10 protein-coding genes are annotated in these 14202 nt (G+C 47.0%); 6 read left to right on the top strand and 4 right to left on the bottom strand.

Features of this window, described 5'->3' with window-relative positions:
- Positions 1–127: 127 nt before the first annotated feature.
- Complete coding sequence (locus tag Q5691_RS23030) at positions 128–1186, bottom strand: transposase (RefSeq protein WP_333347289.1); 1059 nt, start codon at positions 1184–1186, stop codon at positions 128–130.
- 197 nt (positions 1187–1383) lie between these two features.
- Here Q5691_RS23030 and Q5691_RS23025 point away from each other — a divergent pair, with 197 nt between their 5' ends.
- A complete protein-coding gene (locus Q5691_RS23025) occupies positions 1384–2388 on the top strand; it encodes a zinc-dependent alcohol dehydrogenase family protein (RefSeq protein ID WP_333347299.1) in 1005 nt (334 codons plus the stop codon).
- Between the two features lie 457 nt (positions 2389–2845).
- Here the strand turns inward: Q5691_RS23025 and Q5691_RS23020 are convergent, their stop codons facing one another.
- From Q5691_RS23020 to Q5691_RS23010, 3 genes are all read right to left on the bottom strand, one after another.
- On the bottom strand, positions 2846–4519 hold the full coding sequence (locus Q5691_RS23020) for an asparagine synthase-related protein (RefSeq protein ID WP_333347286.1): 1674 nt from the start codon (positions 4517–4519) through the stop codon (positions 2846–2848).
- An 83-nt stretch (positions 4520–4602) separates the two neighbouring features.
- Entirely contained in the window at positions 4603–6048 is a 1446-nt protein-coding gene (locus Q5691_RS23015) for a serine/threonine-protein kinase (RefSeq protein WP_333347282.1), read from the bottom strand.
- A 139-nt stretch (positions 6049–6187) separates the two neighbouring features.
- Positions 6188–7192 (bottom strand): LysR family transcriptional regulator, encoded by a 1005-nt coding sequence (locus tag Q5691_RS23010; protein ID WP_333128272.1) that lies wholly within the window; start codon positions 7190–7192, stop codon positions 6188–6190.
- 222 nt (positions 7193–7414) lie between these two features.
- On the opposite strand from Q5691_RS23010, the gene Q5691_RS23005 reads away from it, so the two are divergent.
- The 5 genes from Q5691_RS23005 (at position 7415) to Q5691_RS22985 (ending at position 14083) form a co-directional block, all read left to right on the top strand.
- Positions 7415–8128, top strand: coding sequence for an NnrU family protein (locus Q5691_RS23005; protein WP_333210840.1), 714 nt, complete (start codon positions 7415–7417; stop codon positions 8126–8128).
- Between the two features lie 45 nt (positions 8129–8173).
- Positions 8174–8551 carry a thioredoxin family protein gene (locus Q5691_RS23000; RefSeq protein ID WP_333135247.1) on the top strand — a complete coding sequence of 126 codons (378 nt, stop codon included), beginning with the start codon at positions 8174–8176 and terminating at the stop codon, positions 8549–8551.
- Positions 8552–8914: 363 nt separating this feature from the next.
- Positions 8915–10960, top strand: coding sequence for an NAD(P)H-quinone oxidoreductase subunit 5 (locus Q5691_RS22995; RefSeq protein WP_333210842.1), 2046 nt, complete (start codon positions 8915–8917; stop codon positions 10958–10960).
- Positions 10961–11407: 447 nt separating this feature from the next.
- Positions 11408–12994, top strand: a complete 1587-nt coding sequence (ndhD1, locus tag Q5691_RS22990; RefSeq protein WP_445242578.1) for a photosynthetic/respiratory NAD(P)H-quinone oxidoreductase subunit D1 — start codon at positions 11408–11410, stop codon at positions 12992–12994.
- Positions 12995–13267: 273 nt separating this feature from the next.
- Positions 13268–14083 (top strand): DMP19 family protein, encoded by an 816-nt coding sequence (locus tag Q5691_RS22985; protein ID WP_333226627.1) that lies wholly within the window; start codon positions 13268–13270, stop codon positions 14081–14083.
- Positions 14084–14202: the final 119 nt, after the last annotated feature.

The following is a 14202-nucleotide window of genomic DNA, read 5'->3' as shown; positions in this document are numbered from 1 at the left end:
AGAGAGTTAACAGTTCCCAAAAAACCTGGCAATACTTGACATTACCGAACTTTTTGTGGTTTTTTTCGTACAGGCTGAACCCGTACAGGTGAAATTGTAAACACATATATACGATTGTGGCACTCCTCTAAGGGGGTGAGTTTACGTTTACTTTTCTAATTATATTTAACGCTGCCTTCACATCAGAATTAATTCGACTTTCATTCCAAGACCGAAACCACTCGCGTTTACCGATCTTACCCTGGTAAGACTCTTGCTTACCGACAGGCTCTAAATCCCCAAATCTGAACTTATTTGTATAATATGCTTGTGTAACTATTACCTTGATACCGACTAACTCAGTTTTGCAAGTAATAAATTTTATGGGCTCTGTATGAGGAATGACGCCACAAATATGATGCTTTTTTTGTAATTTTATATTCGGTTTATTCCTAACCTTTGTGCCAATAATTAACTGGATTATTTTCTCATACTCCAACCGCTTGACAATCAAACTGCTGGTCTGATGAAGGTAGTTTTCTAAGGGCTTGTTTCGATTAAATGTGATTTGCTGGATTTGGCGCGTGGTAGATTTTTTCCGATCTATTTTTGACAGTAAAAATGCTCTGGGCTGATTGAAAGCTTGAGTAATTAATTTGAGATGTTTTTTATCATAAATAGTTGGAGTAAATGTTGGCTTATTAGATGCCAAAGCGACGAAGTAATCAATCCCTAAATCTATACCTTCTCTGAGGTGGTAATTTAAATTCATCAACGTTACAGGCTTTTGATTAGCAACCTCAAAAAAGTAGAGCGCTGTTGCAGAAACTACCCTTACCTTTATGACATCTTGGAATTTTGTAGAAATTATTATGTCACTTTGAGATAAATGAAGTAGTCCTTTATTGAGGTTTATTCCCCTTTTTTCTAGGGAGTGGTTATCAGAACTTAACAAGTTACGTGTACAGATTTTATGTTGGTATTGGGGAATGCTGGGTAGGAATGAAAATCGAGGTATATCTAGGTCATAAGCTATTCTTAAATTTTGGCAATCCTCCCAATCATGAACAACTTCTTTGAGACCTTGATTTCTAATTTTAGCCGTGAATGATTGAGATATGTCTCTAGGTTTTAAGATGGCAAATAACTGTCGGATAATTCTAGTGCTACCAACTTTATATCCCGAACTGAAAAAGTGTTTTATCATAAACATTTACCATGATAGTAGAAAATTTTGGACAGAAATGATAAGTCATCAAACTCTTTATAAAACGGATGCTGACGATCTATGTAATGCCTTTCAACAACAATCATAAATTTTGGATAAACGAATTTTTTTTTGTTGCTTTGCTAAGCAATATACAATAAAGTTTAGGGATTATCTGATCTAGTGTAACACCCATGATGAAAGCGATTGTTTTTCAAACCCCCGGAAGCCCGTCCGTATTGAAACTGCAAGATATCCCCGCCCCTACTATACAAACAGAAACTGAAGTTTTGGTGCGGTTGCGAGCGGCGGGTATCAATCCGATAGATACTAAGTTGCGATCGCGCGGCACTTTTTACCCCGATAAAGCTCCTCACGTTTTGGGGTGCGACGGTGCTGGAGTCGTAGAGGCTGTCGGTGTTGGTGTGCAAAGTTTCCAAGTAGGAGACGAGGTTTTTTTCTGCAATGGCGGTTTGGGCGGATCGAGGGGTACTTATGCTGAGTTTGCCGTAGTAGACGAACGCTTTCTCGCCCTCAAGCCTGCTGCTTTAAGTTTTGCTGAGGCGGCGGCGGCACCGTTAGTTTTAATTACAGCTTGGGAATCGCTGTACGATCGAGGGCGCTTGCAAGCCGGTCAAAAAGTCCTGGTTCAAGCTGGTGCCGGCGGTGTCGGCCACGTCGCGGTACAGTTGGCGAAGTTGCAGGGTGCAGAGGTTTGCACGACTGTTAGTTCTCAGGAAAAAGCCAATTTTGTCAAGCACCTAGGTGCAGATTCAGTTATTTTATACAAAAATACCAATGTTGTCGATGAGGTTTTGACTTGGACTCAAGGACAAGGAGTTGATTTGGCTTTCGATACAGTCGGGGGAGAAACTTTTTACCAAACTATTCCGGCTGTGAAGATTTATGGAGATTTGGTAACAATTTTGGAACCCGATCCAGCTTTGGGAAATTTGAAAACAGCGAGAATGCGAAATCTGAGAATTAGTCTGGAATTAATGTTAACACCGATGCTGGAAGGTTTGGTGGAGGAACAGGAACAGCAGGCTCATATTTTGCAGAAGTGTGCTCGTTTGTGCGATCGCAACTTGCTAAAAATTCACGTCAGCAAAACTTTCCCTCTCGAAGAAGCGCAAGCCGCTCACGAACTGTTAGAAACAGGCTCAGTAACTGGTAAAATAGTGCTTGAAATTGGGGGCTAAAAATACGGATTGTTAAATAAGAAATTGACAACTGATATCATGTCCGGTCGAGGAACCACGATTTTTGTAGGTAGGGCGAGTTCACCAAGAATACCAGCCAATAATTCACAATCTCAAAAACCCGCCCCGACCGGGATATTATGGTTAATCGATCGGAAATGATATGAAATTCTTGGAGAGAAAGGTGCAAAATCCTGGTTAATAATTTTGAGAGACTTCTGGCTAATTCAACGACCAAGGTAAATCTTTATTTTCTATCAAATCCGTTGGCATCGGAATGATTCATCTGTCTCTTCCGTTTCTCTGTATCCTCTGCGCCCTCTGCGGTTTAATTCGGTTCTATAAACAAGAGCGAAAACCGTATAGGAAAAATGCCGCTGTCGATCGATAAATTTGAAGGTCAACTGCTGAAGTTGACACGACGAAAAGCACGGCCCCGTACCCTAATTGGGGGTAACTAACGGCGATTTACTTGTAACCAAATTTCCAGCGTCACCAGCAGCCACAACTTCAGCCCATAGCGGGGAAAAACTTCCCCACGATAGTTTAGCCACTCGCGGATTAGTGTTCGATCGAGGTAAGGCGCGATCGCCGCATGACGATTCAGCAACAACGATCGCGCTTGCCGCTGCCAATCCCTCAAAAACCACTGCTGCATCGACATCACCATCCCGCTTTTCGGACGGTTGACAATGACATCGGGCAGCAAATCCGCCACAGCAGCCTTGAGAACCGCTTTTTCCTGCGCGCCCGAAAGCTTATATTCTGGCGGAATTTGCAAACTCAGTGCCACCATCCGCGAATCAAACAAAGGCGATCGAGCTTTTAGTCCCGCCGCAGCCGTGAGATTATTTACCTTGGTCAAAATGTAATCGGCTCCCTTAAACTCAATGTTGAGCCGCATCAGCCGATTCAAAAACGTCGTTTCTGTCTGTTGCAATTCCTCAGCAAAGACGGAAGGCGCATTCTTCACCTTTTCCCAAACCTCCGGCTTCAGCAAACGTGGCAAATCCACATAGCATTTTTGAAACGAAGTCAAGTAAGCTGCGATCGGATCTGGTTTACCCTGAATCGAACCGTACAAACTATTCAGCAGCATCGGCTTATTTTTCGGCCCGCCAAAGCACGGATCGCCACCTTCGCCATTCAGTACCACGTCTGCGAATTGCTTTGCCGATCGCCCCAACAGCAAATTGGGAACCGTCAAGCCTTCCCCCACTGGATCATCCATCGCCGCCAGCGTTTCCGGCAGCAACTCCCAAATTTGCTGCGGCGAAACTTCCAAAATGTGGTGCTCAGTGCCACAATGTGCCGCAACGATGTTGGCAAATTCAATCTCGCTGGGATATTGAGCGCCAAAGTGCATCGAAAAAGTGTGTACCGGACGATCATGCAGCCTTGTGGCGATCGCCGCGACGCAACTTGAATCAATACCACCCGAAAGATATGCTGCGACTGGTTCTCCCGCTGGTAGCGCTTCCTGCACCAGTTGTTCCAAAAGCGATCGCACTTGTTGACTGTGCCATTCCAAAGGGCGATCGGCGTTAGTAATTTGCTCCTGTGGCTGCCAGTATCTCTGCGCCTCAATATCCGGTAAGTACAGGTAGCTACCGGGTCGCAACTCTCGCACCGCTTCCCACAGCGTTTGTGTTCCGGGTACAAAGGCACAGCACAAGTAGTCGCGCAAAGCAACTAAATCAAGTTCTCGATCGTGATACGGATTGAGCGATCGCAGTCGGGGCGCAATCCAGCGAGTCGTTCCTGTACGGGTGTAATAGAGGGTTTTGGCTCCGACGCGATCGCGCCCCAGACACAAGGTTTGCTCGTCTCTATCCCACACTGCAAGGGCAAATTGTCCTTCCAGTAAGCTCAGTGTTTTAGTACCGTACTGTTCCCATAGCCGCCCGACGATCGCCAAATCGGTCAATCCATCTGTGTCAATCTGTTGTTTGAGCATGGGAGTGCGATCGAAGCAGCAGTCACCTATCAGCACAAATCGCTGATTGGGGCTGAAGGTGGGTTCAGCTCCGATTATGGCAAAACCGGAAGTCTCCCAAGTTGCAGGGCGCGATCGGGCTTCTGGACCGCAAGCAATGACCCAATTAGGGTAGATAGACTTCTGAGTCTGCATTTTAAATTAAACATCTCCCATAATTATTGTGGAACAGGCATCTTGCCTGTTCAAAACAGGCTTTTCTGGAGATGACTATTAGCTTAAAAAATAGTAGAAAGTAACTTATAAATTAATCGAAAAATAGCTGTGCCAGCGATCGCACCCAAAGCACCCAACCATCCCACAAACAACACGCCAGTGATCGGAGAATTCGGATAAATCGCAAGTGCCGCCGTCTGTAAAACCGGGAAAAACCACAGCAAAGCCACAGTACCTGCACCAATAATCAACATCTCAGTTTGTTCGATCGCCCTGCGGTACTGGCCGTAAATCAAACCCGCCACAATCATCCCCAACAATCCGATACTCAAGCCAGGAGACGGCAGCAAACTCGTCAGGGCGATCGCCAGCACCCCCCCTTCAAAACCCGTAAACGCCGCCCCCGACAAAACCTCCCAAATCGAAAAACTCGGTCTCTGCGGAGGTTGCAGCCCTCCAGGAGGTGTTGCAGGAACCCGTACAGGAGGCGGCAGAGTCGGTTGAAGAGGTATCGGAGGCGGCGACACCACGACTTTAGGTGGTGGAGAATGTTGTTGAGGCCGAGACATCAGAGCCGCTTCCACCTCACTCGCAGATTGAAACCGCTGGCTGGGAGCTGATAATAACATTCGATCGAGAACGTGAGCCAAACGCAAGCTTACCTGCACCCGCGACTGCCAATTCCACTCATTTCTATAACTATCAAAAAGCTCCGTCGGCTGCAAACCACTTAGCAAAGTAATACAAGTCACAGCCAAAGCATACAAATCTGTTGCCGGATAAACTTCTTGCCCGCTCATCTGTTCTGGCGGAGCGTAACCCAAAGAATAAATACCAGTCGAAGCTTTTGCACTCCCAACACTTTGTGTTACTTGTTTAACAGCCCCAAAATCTAATAAATAAAGCCGACCGTTTTTACCGCGCATAATATTAGCAGGTTTAATATCCCGGTGAATCGAACCCCGAGAGTGCACAAAATCGAGAACCTTCAAAATTTCCCGCAGCACCTCTACCGCTTCCGCCTCCGAAAATCTGCCTTTAACAGCTAGTTCATCCTCCAAATTTGTACCGTCAATAAATTCTTGAACCAGATAGAAAAACTGATCGTTTTTTCCCGGCTGCAAACTCGTAACAGTCAGCTCAAAAAAAGCGAGCAAACTCGGAATTTGGGAATGTTCGTTTCCCAGTTCTTCCAGCACCGCCGCTTCCCGTTCAAACAGAGTTTGAGCGATTTTTAGCTGGGGCGGAGTCAGACTTACCGACGGCTGCAAAAGTTTAGCAACGCACTGCCGCATCGCGGGAGTATAGCGGTCTCTGGCCAAAAATGCCGCCCCAAAACCGCCTTGACCCAACAACCTCACGGGCAAATAGCGCCCGCTCAAAATCAGGGGCATCCCGCAAGTCGTGCAAAACTTTTGCTGCACCGTTTTCAGCCGCGAACTGTCATCGAGGTCGGGAAAATAGTTTTGAGGGCGCGGGCAGCCTGGTCGGGTGCAGTAAACTTCCATTTTTGTTTGCTAAGAAGAAGGAAGAGGGAAGAAGGAAGAGGGAAAAAGGAAGAGGGAAGAGGGAAGAAAAAGTGATTGTTAAATCAGATTTCGATTTCTCAACTAACCGCGAACTGCTAACTGCCAGCGACCTAAGAGATTAACTTCCCGCCGAGTTGGGAGTTCCTATTTCTATGAATCCCACATCGAGCGCTGGGGGTTCTTTCTTCTCCAGGATGGTCGAATAAGTAGCAAACTGAGGCAAAATTTCATTGCTGAAAGCCTCTGCTGCTTTAGAACGGTAGCGGTTGGGGTTGTAAATCAGCGACAAAATCCGAGTTACCAAAACTTCGTCCATTTGAGATTTGTGCAAGACGCCCATGAGCAACTCTTTTTCGATCGCCGAAACCGAGACAAAAGCAGCTCCTAGCCCCGACTGAACGGCATTTTTAATGGCTTCGATCGAATTTAGTTCCATCTCTATTTTCAAGCGGCGCGTGTCAATGCCGCAGCGAGTCAGTACCTGATCGATTACTTTGCGGATCGTAGACTGCGAATCGAGGGATATAAACTGCAATTTGTAAAGGTCTTCTTTTTGGATAGTTTCTTGTTGTACCATCGGGTGAGACGGAGGAAGAATCAGAGCCAGTTCGTCCTCAGCGTAAGGAACAATTTCTAAAGCTTCTACAAGTTCGGTAGGAATCTCTCCGCCAACAATTGCCAAATCGATTTGCCCGTTGGCCACACTCCACGCCGTGCGGCGGGTCGAATGAACGTGAAGTTGTACCGCTACATCCGGGTACTTTTGGCGAAACATCCCAATCATCCGGGGCAGCAAATAGGTTCCCGTTGTTTGAGAAGCGCCGACGATCAAAGTACCGCCTTGGAGATTTTGCAAGTCTTCCAGAGCTCGACAAGTTTCCTGGCAAAGCGATAAAATTTTCTCGCCGTAACTCAGCAGCAGGTGTCCGGCTTCGGTCAGTTGCGCCCGCCGCCCCCCCCGGTCAAACAGCGGCACGTCCAATTGTCTCTCTAAGTTTTGCACCTGCAAGCTAACTGCTGGCTGGGATACATAGAGGCTGTCCGCCGCGCGTTTGAAGCTTCCTTCAGAGGCGATCGCCTTGAGAATGCGTAACTGGTCTAAAGTGAAAGGAAGGTCAGACATATATCTAAATTGTCAGTTGTCAGTTGTCAGTTGTCAGTTGACGGTTGACTGTAGGCAGCGAACAGCAAACAGCGAACAGTCAACAGCGAACAGTCAACAGCGAACAGCGAACAGTCAACAGCGAACAGTGAACAGTTAACTGACTGATAACCGCTGAATGCTCCCATAGATACTTTGTGACACAAATTGGCCGAGAATCAATAACTTTTCTTAATATTTGCAATGACGATCGACTTGGCGCTTGACTCCCACTTAGTTATTCTGGGCCTGTTACTGGTTTTTGCGATCGCCCACAGCGGTTTAGCAGCCCTCCGGCCCAAAGGTGAAAAGCTGATCGGGCCGAGACTTTACCGCGTTTTGTTTGCCCTTGTCAGTTTGCCGCTAGCCGTCATTCTGATTGTCTACTTTTTCAACCACCGCTACGACGGCGTGCAGCTTTGGCAAGTACAGGGCGTCCCCGGAGTTAAACCGGCAGTTTGGATACTTTCGGCAATTTCCTTTCTGTTTCTGTACCCAGCAACTTTCAACCTCCTAGAAATTGCCGCCGTCCAAAAACCCCAAGTTCACCTCTACGAAACTGGCATCATTCGCATCACCCGTCACCCGCAAATGGTGGGACAACTGATTTGGTGCGTGGCCCACACCCTGTGGATTGGCACTAGCTTTACCCTCGTCACTTCCATCGGTTTGGTACTTCACCACCTGTTCGGAGTGTGGCACGGCGACAGGCGGCTTCAGGCTCGTTTTGGGGATTCCTTTGAAACCATCAAATCTCGAACCTCAATTATTCCTTTTTTGGCAATCCTGCAAAAGCGTCAAACCCTTGATTTGCTAGAGTTTCTGCGCCCTTCCTATCTAGGTGTAGTCATTTTTACGGGCCTGCTGTGGGAAATTCATCCTTTTTTGATGCGTGTCACTAGGAACATATACTGGTAGCATGATCCCTAGGATAGAAAAAAAATTATTAAATTTTGAGGGCTCATGGTGTTGTCGGTTAGCGAACGCACTTTTGCACAAGAGGTGTTTCAAGCCTCTACCCCCGTTTTAGTTCACTTTTCGGCTCCTTGGTGCGGTTTGTGCCGCGCGATCGACCCCACGCTTAAGACTTTTGAGGCACAGTGGGCAGAAAAAGTCAAGCTAGTAGGGGTGAATGCCGATCAATGTTTCAAGTTGGCCCACACTTATCGGCTGACAAGTCTGCCGACGCTGATTTTGTTTGAGGGCGATAAAGTTCGATTTAGATTGGAAGACTACAAAGGACGCGAGGAACTGCGGCGGACTCTGGATTCCTGGATGCTGGCGGCTCACGTAGCTTCCCCATCTCAACGGCTGCAACTTCAGGAAGTAGCCAACCGGTAATGGTTCCAAGGCATTCGGCTCTTGTGTAGAAGGCATTCGGCTTTTATGTCGGAAGCAGAAGGCATTCCCCATTTGTCAATCAACCATCGGACACCAAAATAAATCTCGCAGTCTTGAACGCACAGGACTGTGAGATTTGTCCTATAGTTTCCCTTGCCACAGGAATAATAATTTTCGGAGTAGGGTGCGATCGTCTCGCTGGCGATGAAAAAAGTAGTGCGATCGTCTTGCTCGCGATTGCACTCAGGTATAGCAATACTTAAAGAATTGGATCAAGTATTTTGGCCCAGTGGCGCAGGCGTGTGTCACAATTGTTTACAGTTTTGGCAATATCTAGTAGAAACTTTAAACTACCTATCAGTCATGGAACTGCTTTATCAATATGCTTGGCTGATTCCAGTCCTGCCACTGGCAGGCGCAATGCTAGTAGGTCTAGGCTTAATCACCTTTAACCAGGCAACCAACAAGCTCCGACAAGCGAATGCGATATTAATCGTCTCCGCACTCGGCGGGTCAATGGTACTCTCCTTCGCATTGCTGTGGAGTCAACTACAGGGCCACGCACCCTACACCCGCAGTATTCAGTGGGCTTCTGCTGGCGACTTCTCGCTGAATATGGGCTATATTATCGACCCCCTAACGTCGGTGATGCTGGCGATCGTCACTACGGTCGCCTTTTTGGTGATGATTTACACCGACGGCTACATGGCTCACGACGACGGGTACGTGCGCTTTTACGCCTACCTGAGCATCTTCAGCGCCTCGATGTTGGGTCTGGTAATCAGCCCGAACATCGTTCAGATTTACATTTTCTGGGAACTTGTAGGTATGTGTTCGTACCTGCTAGTCGGATTTTGGTACGATCGCAAACCCGCTGCTGACGCTTGCCAAAAAGCTTTTGTCACCAACCGCGTCGGCGACTTCGGCCTGCTGCTGGGCATCCTCGGCATTTACTGGGCCACCGGCAGCTTTGAATTTGAGGTGATGGGCGAACGCCTGCACTCCTTAGTCGAATCCGGTGCTCTTTCGGCGACTCTGGCGACAATCTTCGGCGTCCTGATATTTTTGGGCCCAGCAGCCAAATCCGCTCAATTCCCCCTCCACGTCTGGCTCCCAGACGCAATGGAAGGCCCGACACCGATTTCTGCCTTAATCCACGCCGCGACAATGGTAGCCGCGGGCGTATTCCTGATTGCTCGGATGTACCCGGTGTTTGAAGGGCTGCCGGCAGTCATGAATTTGATCGCCTGCACCGGCTGTTTTACGGCATTTATGGGTGCTTCGATCGCGATTACCCAAAATGACATCAAAAAAGGCCTCGCCTACTCCACCATCTCCCAACTCGGCTACATGGTGATGGCAATGGGCGTCGGCGCTTACAGTGCCGGACTTTTCCACTTGATGACCCACGCTTATTTCAAAGCAATGCTGTTCCTGTGTTCAGGTTCAGTCATTCACGGTATGGAAGCAGTTGTAGGCCACAACCCCGCACTCGCGCAAGATATGCGAGTCATGGGCGGCTTGCGGAAATATATGCCGATTACCGCTTCTTGCTTTTTAATCGGTAATTTGGCAATCTGCGGAATTCCGCCGTTTGCTGGTTTTTGGTCAAAAGACGAAATCCTCGCCAGCGCCTTCGCAGCAAATCCCGCTTTGTGGGCTGTTAGCTGGTTGACGGCGGGGATGACCGCGTTTTATATGTTCCGGATGTATTTCAGCACCTTTGAGGGCGAATTCCGAGGAAATGACAGCGCCATCAAGCGGCAACTCTTGCAACCCGGTCTTGTTTTTGGCCCGGGAGCGATGAACGTTAAGGAATTGGCCTCAACTGACGACAGTCACGATGAGCACGACCATTTGCCTCACGAATCTCCTCTGACAATGGCTCTGCCGCTAGTGTTGCTGGCAGTACCTTCTGTGTTTATCGGTTTTCTCGGTACGCCGTTTGCCAATTATTTCGAGCAGTTTGTTCGCGCTCCTGGCGAGTCTCTCGAAGAAGTTTTGGAACACGCTGCTGAGTTCAATTTGACGGAATTTTTGATTATGGGTGGAAGCTCTGTAGGTATTGCTTTGCTGGGCATTACTTTGGCTTCTCTGATGTATTTGAGCCGTAAAATTGACCCAAGTGCGATCGCCCAAAAAATCAAACCGCTTTACGAGTTCTCCCTGAACAAGTGGTATCTCGACGATATCAACGATTTTCTCTTTGTCAAAGGCAGCCGCCGTTTAGCGCGGCAAGTCATGGAAGTGGATTTGCGAGTCGTCGATGGTGTCGTCAACTTAACAGGGTTTATCACCCTGGTTAGCGGCGAAGGTTTGAAATACTTTGAGAGCGGTCGCGCTCAATTTTATGCCTTGATTGTGTTTGTCGCAGTTCTGGGTTTTGCGATCGTTTCGGGAGTCAGTTAAATCGGTAGGGACACGGCATTTAGTGTCAACTTAATGTCAAACCGACTGTATCTCTTGTTTGTCTCGAAGTCTAGATCTCCCCTAACCCCCCTTGATAAGGGGGGAACAAGAGTATTCTCTCAAAGTCCCCCTTCTTAAGGGGGATTTAGGGGGATATAAACTGGGCGAGCAACGAAAGATACAAAAGTTTTTAGGCTTAAGTTCACACGCTTTGGGCATGGCCGTATCCCCACTAGGAGATATTTTAAGAAATGGTATCAGCTCAATAACTCACAATTGACAATTAGCCAATAGAAGTAATCTTTGATTAAAATTAACTGTTGCGATCGGATAATTTATCCAAATAATAGCAAAAAAATTTGTGCCGTATAAAGAAAGTATAAAATTTAGGCTAAAATTGGCAAAATGTGTTTAAACCTAATAACTGATGGATCATTTTAAAACGCAATGGATACAGCTAACTTTCCCTGGTTAACAACAACAATTCTGTTTCCCATTGCTGCGTCCTTGCTGATTCCTTTAATTCCCGATAAGGATGGCAAGACGGTGCGGTGGTATGCCCTAATTGTCGGTTTGATCGATTTTGCCCTACTTGTTTACGCTTTTTACACTCAGTACGACTTCAGCAATCCAGATTTGCAACTGGTAGAAAGCTATACTTGGGTGCAGCAACTCGATTTAAATTGGTCTGTGGGTGCTGACGGTTTATCGATGCCGCTGATTTTGCTGACTGGTTTTATTACTACTCTGGCTACTTTAGCTGCTTGGCCGGTCACATTTAAACCGAAGCTATTTTACTTTTTGATGCTGACAATGTACGGCGGCCAAATCGCAGTTTTTGCCGTACAGGATATGTTGCTGTTTTTCCTAGTTTGGGAACTGGAATTAGTCCCGATTTACCTGATTTTGTCAATCTGGGGCGGCAAGAAGCGCCTCTACGCAGCAACTAAGTTTATCCTATACACCGCAGGCGGTTCGCTGTTTATTTTGCTGGGCGCGCTAACGATGGCGTTTTACGGCGATACGGTGACTTTCGATATGCGGGCGATCGCAGCTAAAGATTATGCCCCCACTGTAGAATTGCTCCTGTATACAGGTTTCTTAATAGCTTACGGCGTCAAACTGCCAATTTTCCCCCTGCACACTTGGCTCCCTGACGCTCACGGCGAAGCAACCGCACCTGCCCACATGTTGCTAGCAGGAATTCTGCTAAAAATGGGCGGCTACGCTTTACTGCGGATGAATGCGGGAATGCTTCCGGATGCTCACGCTGTCTTCGCACCCATCTTGGTAATTTTGGGTGTGGTTAACATTGTTTACGCCGCCTTAACTTCTTTTGCTCAGCGCAATTTGAAGCGAAAAATTGCTTATTCTTCGATTTCGCACATGGGGTTTGTGTTAATCGGGATAGCTTCGTTTACTGATTTGGGAATGAGCGGTGCAATGCTGCAAATGGTTTCCCACGGTTTAATCGGGGCGAGTTTATTCTTTATGGTGGGTTGCACTTACGATCGTACTCATACGCTCATGCTGGACGAAATGGGCGGTGTAGGACAGAAAATGCGTAAGGTTTTTGCCATGTGGACTGCTTGTTCTATGGCTTCTTTGGCTTTGCCGGGAATGAGCGGTTTTGTAGCAGAATTGATGGTGTTTGTAGGTTTTGCAACGAGCGATGCTTACAATCCTGTGTTTAAGGTTTGTGTGGTATTTCTAGCTGCTGTCGGGGTGATTTTGACTCCGATTTATCTGCTGTCGATGCTGCGTGAAATCTTCTACGGGCCTGAAAATAAGGAATTGTCCGATCACGAAGAATTGGTGGATGCGGAACCGCGAGAAGTGTTTATTATTGCGGCTCTGTTAGTGCCGATTATTGGTATTGGTTTGTATCCGAAGATGCTGACTCAGGTTTACGATGCGACTACTGTACAGTTGACTGCAAGATTGCGGGATTCTGTGCCGTCGCTTGTGGCTAAGGCTGCTGCGGATAAAACTGTGTCTCTGCGTGCTCCGGCGATCGAGCCGAGTAAGTTGTGATTTAAACTGCATTTAGGAAGAAAACCCCCAAACTTGATTTTTAAAATGGTTTGGGGGTTTTCTATATACCGGATCGAAGTAAATCGATTAGATTGGGATTTTTAAACCGCAGATTTCAGCAGATAAACACAGATGAACGCTGATGTGATTTTCAGTATTGTCGTTCCTCAAAAAGCATAAAAGAGCTTGATAGGCTATGTTCAATGTTGCAACTGCAATATAATTAATAGTTGGGCCACATAAAAAGTTTTAGCCTAAGAGGGAGACGGAAAAATGAGTGACGACATACTTGGCTCGAAAGATGCGGTCGTGCTCTCAGCGGAAAGCATGAATAGCGATGATATCCGCGCGACGATCCAATCAAATATTGACTTTGTGAATGCACTATTTGAAGAGCTTCTGAATCTCTCAGAAATTTCTCACGACGCACTCCTCAGTTACTACGTTGATTATTACCTCGGGCAGGTGAATAATGGTGGTTTTGCTCAGTTTGTCTATAACACAAGGTGGCAGCCTGCGGTCATCGCGCTAGTTAAAGAAGGCCTTGGGCAAATCGGCGCGACACAACATACCGATCTTTTTGCAAAAGGAGAGGCGCTGGTTACAGCAGGAAAGACAAAGTTAGCATCGTTCTTTTCGAGTGGGTTATTCGGCGAAAATGCTGAGAGAGACAGGCTAAATGGCATCAATGAGGACTTTTATTCGATCGCACAAGAGGAGAGTCTCGAACGATTAAATGCTAACTGGTTAAAAGCGCGCCCCGGCCTGATTGTTGTAGCAGAAGATCGAATCCAACAGGAAGTCACTCGACGAGCATTGAGTATTTCCGATCGCGAGGCCCGGCTCGCCCAGGCCAGTGCTGCCGAGCCGAAATACATTAAACTGATACGAGCCTTGTGTGATGCAGCCGGCCATAAGCTTGAGCGCGTTACGGCAGGCGATACTATGAATGAGTACGGTGGCAAAAGAATAGTCGCTTGGCACTTTATTACTGACAATGGGCATCACTTTATGGTGGAGGCTGACGGGAAGGCAATGATGTTTTCTGGAAAGTCCGAGGAACAGATTGCGGAGCTGGTAGTGGTATAACTATGTAGCCAAATTAATAGTTAGGTTGATGCACTATCTTTTTTACTGTAGTTTAGACTAAAAAATCAGTGCAGCTAAAAGTAGCAGCCTTTTAGCAGAAGGCAAGCTGTTGCTCAAAA

This window comes from Microcoleus sp. w1-18aA5, from assembly GCF_036701705.1.
In the GTDB taxonomy this organism is placed as follows: Bacteria; Cyanobacteriota; Cyanobacteriia; order Cyanobacteriales; family Microcoleaceae; genus Microcoleus.
This window is presented reverse-complemented; position numbering and strand designations above follow the sequence as displayed.

Bases quoted from the DNA above. Each gene is read 5' to 3' on its own strand.
- Q5691_RS23030 (WP_333347289.1), bottom strand. From the start codon at position 1,186: ATGATAAAACACTTTTTCAGTTCGGGATATAAAGTTGGTAGCACTAGA.
- Q5691_RS23025 (WP_333347299.1), top strand. From the start codon at position 1,384: ATGAAAGCGATTGTTTTTCAAACCCCCGGAAGCCCGTCCGTATTGAAA.
- Q5691_RS23020 (WP_333347286.1), bottom strand. From the start codon at position 4,519: ATGCAGACTCAGAAGTCTATCTACCCTAATTGGGTCATTGCTTGCGGT.
- Q5691_RS23015 (WP_333347282.1), bottom strand. From the start codon at position 6,048: ATGGAAGTTTACTGCACCCGACCAGGCTGCCCGCGCCCTCAAAACTAT.
- Q5691_RS23010 (WP_333128272.1), bottom strand. From the start codon at position 7,192: ATGTCTGACCTTCCTTTCACTTTAGACCAGTTACGCATTCTCAAGGCG.
- Q5691_RS23005 (WP_333210840.1), top strand. From the start codon at position 7,415: ATGACGATCGACTTGGCGCTTGACTCCCACTTAGTTATTCTGGGCCTG.
- Q5691_RS23000 (WP_333135247.1), top strand. From the start codon at position 8,174: ATGGTGTTGTCGGTTAGCGAACGCACTTTTGCACAAGAGGTGTTTCAA.
- Q5691_RS22995 (WP_333210842.1), top strand. From the start codon at position 8,915: ATGGAACTGCTTTATCAATATGCTTGGCTGATTCCAGTCCTGCCACTG.
- ndhD1 (WP_445242578.1), top strand. From the start codon at position 11,408: ATGGATACAGCTAACTTTCCCTGGTTAACAACAACAATTCTGTTTCCC.
- Q5691_RS22985 (WP_333226627.1), top strand. From the start codon at position 13,268: ATGAGTGACGACATACTTGGCTCGAAAGATGCGGTCGTGCTCTCAGCG.